This is a genomic window from Actinomycetota bacterium, assembly GCA_005774595.1.
Taxonomy (GTDB): domain Bacteria; phylum Actinomycetota; class Coriobacteriia; order Anaerosomatales; family D1FN1-002; genus D1FN1-002.
The window spans coordinates 1-4,876 of the sequence record VAUM01000011.1 but is presented as its reverse complement, the minus strand read 5'-3'; the positions used below and the strand labels follow the sequence as shown (position 1 = coordinate 4,876).

4 protein-coding genes are annotated in these 4,876 nt (G+C 67.4%); all 4 read right to left on the bottom strand.

Annotation, left to right across the window (positions count from 1 at the left end):
- Positions 1-51: 51 nt before the first annotated feature.
- The 4 genes from FDZ70_01130 to FDZ70_01115 all read right to left on the bottom strand — a co-directional run bounded on the left by FDZ70_01130 (position 52) and on the right by FDZ70_01115 (position 4,530).
- A complete protein-coding gene (locus tag FDZ70_01130) occupies positions 52-387 on the bottom strand; it encodes a type II secretion system protein (protein ID TLM80334.1) in 336 nt (111 codons plus the stop codon).
- Positions 388-557: 170 nt separating this feature from the next.
- Positions 558-1,769, bottom strand: coding sequence for a type II secretion system F family protein (locus tag FDZ70_01125; protein TLM80333.1), 1,212 nt, complete (start codon positions 1,767-1,769; stop codon positions 558-560).
- A 21-nt stretch (positions 1,770-1,790) separates the two neighbouring features.
- The gene (locus tag FDZ70_01120) at positions 1,791-2,870 is read right to left on the bottom strand and encodes a type IV pilus twitching motility protein PilT (GenBank protein TLM80332.1); all 1,080 of its coding nucleotides are present in this window, start codon (positions 2,868-2,870) and stop codon (positions 1,791-1,793) included.
- 16 nt (positions 2,871-2,886) lie between these two features.
- Positions 2,887-4,530, bottom strand: a complete 1,644-nt coding sequence (locus FDZ70_01115) for a type II secretion system protein GspE (GenBank protein TLM80345.1) — start codon at positions 4,528-4,530, stop codon at positions 2,887-2,889.
- Positions 4,531-4,876 lie beyond the last annotated feature (346 nt).

Here is a 4,876-nt window from a genome sequence, read left to right as displayed (position 1 = left end):
CGCCGGCCTCTGGTCTCGCCCTGTCAGCAGGGCGTTCGAAGCGGATGAATCCTAGAAGTGGCCGTGGTTCGCGCAGTCGGCCAGGTTGCCGTCGCTGGTGTCGATCGCACCGTAGGCGGTCGGGCCGACCGGGCACTGAGGCGCGGTCTTGATGTAGACCGGCACCAGGTCGGCCACGGCGTCCGGGTAGTTGCCGTCGTTCTCGGCGGCGTAGGTCTGAGCGGCACCCTCGATGGTGCGCTGGTTCGCGAAGCACGACTTCCTCTGGGTGTTGGCCTTGGCCGTGTTGAAGACCGGGATGGCGATGGCGACGAGGATGCCGATAATGAGCACGACGACCATCAACTCGACCAGGGTGAAGCCCTCGTTCCTGCGGAATGCCTTCATGGCTCTCGCACCTCCTTCTCCCTTGCGGGAATCGATCGCGGCGCGCACGCCGCTACTTGCTACATTCCCAGTATCGGCCGCCGAGCGCCCGACTTGAGCGTGGATCCGCGAGAGGACGTCGTTGTGTGACCGGCGTCACGCGGGCGCGAGGGACTGAGCACCGCGCCTGCCTACTGGACGTACGTGATGATCGTGAACATCGGCAGGTACAGCGCGATGACCATGCCGCCCGCCACGCCGCCCATCGCGACCATCATGAGCGGCTCGATGATCGAGGTGAGGCCGTCGACCGCGGTCGAGACCTCCTCGTCGTAGAAGTCCGCGATCTTGGAGAGCATCGCGTCGAGCGCACCGGTCTCCTCGCCGACGGTGATCATCTGCACGAGCATCGAGGGGAACACCGGGGACTCTGACAGCGGCTTGGCGATCGTCTCGCCCTCCTTGATGGCCGAGCGGCACCGCTTCACCGCGTTGGCTACCACCTCGTTGCCGGCGGTGTCGGCGACGATGTCGAGCGCCGAGAGGATGGGCACGCCCGCCGAGACGAGCGTGCCGAAGGTCCGCGTGAACCTCGCGAGAGCCATCTTCTTGGTCAGATTGCCGATGATCGGCATGCGCAGCAGGATCGTGTCCCAGATCAGGGTCCCGCTCGGCGTCGCCTTCCAGCGCCGGAAGACGAACACGATGGCGGCGATGACCGCGATCAGGACGAGCACCCTGGGACTGCGCACGAACGTCGAGAGGTCGACGAGGAACTGTGTCATCGCGGGCAGCTTGCCGCCCATGTCGGCGAACATCTTCTGGAAGGTCGGCACCACGAAGATCATCATCGCCGCAAGGATGACGACGACGAGCACGCCCATCGCGATCGGGTAGGTCATCGCGGACTTGATGGTGGCCTTCAGGCCCTCCTCACGCTCGAAGTGGTCGGCCAGGCGCAGCAGGACCTCGTCGAGAACACCGCCGGTCTCACCCGCACGCACCATGTTGACCATGATCGGCGGGAAGATCCTCGGATGTTTCGCGAGCGAGTCGGACAGCGACTGGCCGGCCTCGACGTCCTTGCCGACCTGGGTGACCACCTCGCGCAGCGCGGCGCTGTCCGTCTGGGACGCGAGGATCGACAGGCACTTCGTGAGCGACAGGCCCGCGTTGATCATCGTGGCGAACTGGCGCGCGAAGATCTGGATGTCCTTGGGCTTGACGCCGGTGCCGAACTTGATCGACTGCAGCGCGGCGAGCCCGCCCTGCTCCGACAGCTCGAGGACCATGTAGCCCATCTGGCTGAGCTTCGCACGGACGGCCTCCCGGCTGTCTCCCTCGAGCGTGCCCTTGACGATCTTGCCCGACTTGTCGCGGACCGAGTAGGTGAATGTGGCCATGGCTGCGTGTCCTCCGGTCTGTCACCCGAGCTTGGAGACCAGGCCCTTGAGCACGTCGGGGTCGATCGCCCGGCTCATCGCCATCTCCATCGTGATTGTACCGCGCCTGCACAGGTCGGCGAGCGCGTGGTCCATCGTCACCATGCCGTAGCGGTCGCCGGTCTGCATCGTCGTGTCGAGCTGCTGCGTCTTCGCCTCGCGGATGATGTTGCGGACCGCGGGCGTGGGGACCATGACCTCCGCAGCCACCACCCGCCCGCACCCGTCGGCCCTCGGCAGCAGCTGCTGCGAGACGACTCCCTGCAGACTGCCGGCCAGTTGGACGCGCACCTGCTGCTGCTGATGGGGGGGGAAGACGTCGATGACGCGGTCGATCGTCTGGGTGGCGCCTTGTGTGTGCAGTGTCGCGAGCACCAGATGCCCGGTCTCGGCCGCGGTCAGCGCCGCCGACATCGTCTCGAGGTCGCGCAGCTCGCCGATGAGGATCACGTCCGGGTCCTGACGCAGCACGTACTTGAGCGCGCCCCCGAACGTCCGGGTGTCCGAGCCGACCTCGCGCTGGTTGACCATGGAGCGCTTGTGGTGGTGCAGGTACTCGATCGGGTCCTCGATGGTGATGACGTGCACCGACTCGTGGGTGTTGATGTGGTCGATCATCGACGCGAGCGTGGTCGACTTCCCCGAACCGGTCGGGCCGGCGACGAGCACGAGGCCGCGCGGCCGGAGCGCGAGGTCCCCGAGGATGGAAGGCAGGCCGAGCGAGTCGAAGCTGCGGATCGCAGTCGGGATCAGGCGGAACGCCGCGCTCACGCTGCTGCGCTGGAGGTACACGTTGACGCGGAAGCGGGCGACTCCGGGAGCGGAGTACGCGAAGTCGTACTCCCAGTCGCGCTCGAGCTGCTGGCGCTGCCCCTGCGACATGACCGAGTAGACGAGCGAGCGCGTGTCGGACGGCTCGAGTGCGTCCTCGCCGACCGCCTGCAGGCGGCCGTTGATCCGCAGGACCGGCGGGAGACCGACCGTCAGGTGCAGGTCCGACGCGTCACGATCGACCACCATGCGGAGCAGATCGCCGAGATCGACCACGAGTCCCTCTCCCATTCGCGCCCGCATCGGGCTAGACGATGACCCGGACGATCTCCTCGATAGAGGTCACGCCCATGCGGACCTTCTCCAGCCCGTCCTGGCGCAGCGTGAGCATCCCCTGGTCGACGGCGACCCGGCCGATCTCGTCGGCCGACGCCTCCTCGATCGTCAGCTTGCCGATCTCCTCGGTCATCATCATGACCTCGTGCACGCCGACACGGCCGCGGTAGCCGGTGTTGCCGCACTTCTTGCACCCGACGCCGCGGAAGATCCTGTCGGGCAGGTCGTCCTCGGCGAACCCGGCGCTGATGAGCACCTCCGGCTTGGGGCTGTACTCCTCCTTGCACTCCTTGCACAGGCGGCGCGCGAGGCGCTGGGCGAGCACGCAGTCGACAGCCGACGCGACGAGGAACGGCTCGACGCCCATCTCGACGAGGCGGGTGACGGCGCCGGGCGCGTCGTTGGTGTGCAGCGTGGAAAGGACGAGGTGACCGGTCAGTGCGGACTCGATGGCGATCTGCGCCGTCTCCTGGTCCCGGATCTCACCGACTAGGATGACGTCGGGCGAGCAGCGCAGGAACGAGCGGAGCGCGCGGGCGAAGGTCAGGCCGACCTTGTGGTGGATCTGGCACTGGTTCACGCCGGGCAGGCGGTACTCGACGGGATCCTCGGCGGTGAGGATGTGGCGCCCCGGGTCGTTGAGCACGTTGACCGCCGCGTACAGCGTGGTCGACTTGCCCGAGCCCGTCGGTCCGGTGACGAGGATGGCGCCGTACGGCTTCTTGAACGACGACTCGAAGCGTTCGAGCGACGCGGGCAGGAAGCCGAGGTCGGCGAGCTGCAACAGGATCGAGTCTTTGCGCAAGATGCGCAGGACCACCCGCTCGCCGTAGACCGTCGGCAGCGACGACACGCGGAAGTCGAGCTTGTGCCCCGCGACCGTGACCGCGCAGTGGCCGTCCTGCGGCTTGCGGGACTCGGCGATGTCCATGTCGGCCATGATCTTGAAGCGGCTGATGATCGCGGCTTGCGCGGCTTTGGGGCTGCGCGTGATCTCGTGGAGCACGCCGTCGATGCGGAACCGGACACGCAGGTCCGACTCCTGCGGCTCGATGTGGATGTCCGACGCCCGGTCGGTGACGGCCTTGTTGATGAGCCAGTTCACGAGCTTGACCGTCGGTGCGTCGGAGGTCGCGTCCGTGATCGATTCGAGGTCGGTCTCGTCGAGGTCCTCCGAGCCGACGAACTCGTCGTCGTCCATCCGCTCGGCGACCTTGTAGTACTCCTCGATCGCGTGGGCGATGTCGTCCTTGGTGGAGATCCCGGGCTTGATCTCGTAGCCCGTCACGATGCGCAGGTCGTCGAGCGCGAGCACGTTCTGCGGGTCGGCCATCGCGACGGTGAGCTGCCCGTCCTCGATCGCCACCGGCATCAGGACGTAGCGGACCGCGAGCTCTTTGGGCACGGCCGCGACCGCGTCGGGCGACGGCGCGTTCTCCTTGAAGTCGATGTACGGGATGCCGATCTGGCGCGCCATCACCGACAGGATCGCGCCCTGGGACGCGTAGCCGAGGTCGACGAGGACCTTGCCGAGCGGGCTGCCGGTCGCGTTGTGGACCTCGAGTGCGTCCCGGAGCTGCCGCTCCGTGATCACGCCCGCCTTCATGAGCAGCATGCCGAGCCGCTGACCAGCTTCAGCCACCGATGGGTCCGTTCCTCATCCTTCGCGCGCGTCACCGCACGACGCGGCGCGAGCCGTGGGCCTCGAGCCCATGGTACGACATGAACGGGAATCGGCACACGCCGTCCAGCGCTTGATAGCGGCGCTGGACGGGGATCAGCCGGCCGCCTTCGATGCGTGCAGGTCTTCGAAGAGGATGCCGGCGAGCCGCTGGAACTCCGAGAACGTCTTGCTGCCGGGCTTCACGCCGATGCGCGTCTCGCCGAACCACATCTCGACTGGCGACACGAGGGCGAACTCGGCGGCGTCGGCGGGGGCGGGCTGTGGCGCTGGGCCGCCC

Excerpts from the sequence above, each read along its gene's own strand:
- FDZ70_01125 (TLM80333.1), bottom strand. The coding sequence starts at position 1,769 with ATGGCCACATTCACCTACTCGGTCCGCGACAAGTCGGGCAAGATCGTC.
- FDZ70_01120 (TLM80332.1), bottom strand. The coding sequence starts at position 2,870 with ATGGGAGAGGGACTCGTGGTCGATCTCGGCGATCTGCTCCGCATGGTG.
- FDZ70_01130 (TLM80334.1), bottom strand. The coding sequence starts at position 387 with ATGAAGGCATTCCGCAGGAACGAGGGCTTCACCCTGGTCGAGTTGATG.
- FDZ70_01115 (TLM80345.1), bottom strand. The coding sequence starts at position 4,530 with ATGCTGCTCATGAAGGCGGGCGTGATCACGGAGCGGCAGCTCCGGGAC.